The 1,866-nt window shown below is 42.2% G+C and carries 1 protein-coding gene; it reads left to right on the forward strand.

Annotated features, from left to right (window positions below):
• The first annotated feature begins 493 nt into the window (after positions 1-493).
• On the forward strand, positions 494-1,777 hold the full coding sequence (ltrA, locus tag NBH03_RS15775; protein ID WP_215691036.1) for a group II intron reverse transcriptase/maturase: 1,284 nt from the start codon (positions 494-496) through the stop codon (positions 1,775-1,777).
• The last annotated feature ends 89 nt before the right edge of the window (positions 1,778-1,866 follow it).

Consider the following 1,866-nt stretch of genomic DNA (forward strand, 5'->3'; position numbering starts at 1 on the left):
TTTTAGTTTGCGCGCCATGGGCGCGCTCTAACGGGTGAAAGTCCCGAACACGCCTAGGCGACAAGGAAGTGTATAGCTGAACAGCAAGGGTGTCTATCGTAAGGTAGAATCTGAAGGAAGCTGTAAGCAAACTCTTGGTCCGACGGACAGAAATCACATATGAGGCTAGGTTCCGCTTGGTAAGTCTGCTAAATAAGACAAAGCCGTAAAGTTGCCGTTTGTAGGAATCGAGTAAATGTGGCGGATATATGAGAGGAAAGAGCGTGCACCTTAAGCGTGGAGGTCTCACAGAGGTTTCATTAGCCTAGTAACAACGAACTGTGAGAAGTCAGCCGAGCCCATAGTAGCGAAGAAGTCTCTGTAATGGAGATGGAGCGAAGGGGCGAACAATCAATAAGTTTGAGTATGTCTCGTATTGCAGAAATGACAACATCTGCCGTAACCAATCGGGAAAAAGGTGGTCAAATCAAGCGAGACGGAAAGGAAAGAACGCATGGACACAAGTAGTCTAATGAAGCAGATACTATCCAGCGATAATCTCAACAGAGCATATCTGCAAGTCGTACGAAATAAAGGTGCCGAGGGAGTGGACGGAATGAAGTACACAGAACTTAAAGAACATCTTGTAAAGGACGGCGAAATTATCAAGGAACAGTTGAGGACAAGAAAATATAAACCTCAACCAGTACGAAGAGTGGAGATACCAAAGCCAGACGGTGGTGTCAGAAACCTGGGAGTACCAACAGTAACAGACAGATTCATACAACAAGCCATTGCACAGGTCTTAACACCAATCTATGAGGAACAGTTCCATGACCATAGCTACGGATTCAGACCGAATAGATGTGCACAGCAAGCAATCCTAACAGCACTTGATATGATGAATGATGGTAATGACTGGATTGTAGACATTGACTTGGAAAAGTTCTTTGACACAGTAAATCATGATAAGTTGATGACTATTATTGGTAGAACGATTAAAGATGGAGATGTCATCTCTATTGTTAGGAAATACCTAGTCAGCGGAATCATGATAGATGATGAGTATGAGGACTCTATTGTGGGAACACCGCAAGGAGGAAACCTTTCGCCGCTACTGGCAAACATCATGTTGAACGAACTGGATAAGGAAATGGAAAAGAGAGGGCTTAATTTTGTACGATATGCGGATGACTGTATTATCATGGTTGGAAGTGAAATGTCTGCAAACAGAGTTATGAGAAATATCTCACGATTCATCGAAGAGAAACTAGGGCTCAAAGTCAACATGACTAAGAGTAAAGTAGATAGACCAAATGGACTTAAATACCTTGGGTTTGGATTCTACTTTGATTCAAGAGCACATCAGTTTAAGGCAAAACCGCATGCAAAATCAGTAGCGAAGTTTAAGAAAAGAATGAAAGGACTCACCTGTCGAAGTTGGGGCGTCAGCAACAGCTATAAGGTAGAGAAGCTCAATCAGCTTATCCGAGGTTGGATAAACTACTTCAAGATAGGTAGTATGAAAATCTTATGTGCGAAATTAGATGCAAATATTCGGTATAGACTTCGTATGTGCATATGGAAACACTGGAAAACTCCGCAGAATCGTGCGAAGAATTTGATGAAGCTTGGAATTGACAGGATTACAGCATACAAAGTTGGTTATTGTTCAAGAGCCTATGCTCATGTATGTAGCTGTGGTGCTGTAAATATAGCAATAACAAACAAGAGATTAGCCTCATTTGGACTAATCTCAATGTTAGATTATTACACTGAAAGGTGTGTTACATGTTAAGTTGATTGAACCGCCGTGTACCGAACGGTACGCACGGTGGTGTGAGAGGTCGAAAATTCCTCATCAAGAGGAATTTTCTCCTACTCGAT

The organism is Coprococcus intestinalis (assembly GCF_023656595.1).
Classification (GTDB): domain Bacteria; phylum Bacillota; class Clostridia; order Lachnospirales; family Lachnospiraceae; genus Coprococcus_A; species Coprococcus_A intestinihominis.

Excerpts from the sequence above, each read along its gene's own strand:
- ltrA (WP_215691036.1), top strand. The coding sequence starts at position 494 with ATGGACACAAGTAGTCTAATGAAGCAGATACTATCCAGCGATAATCTC.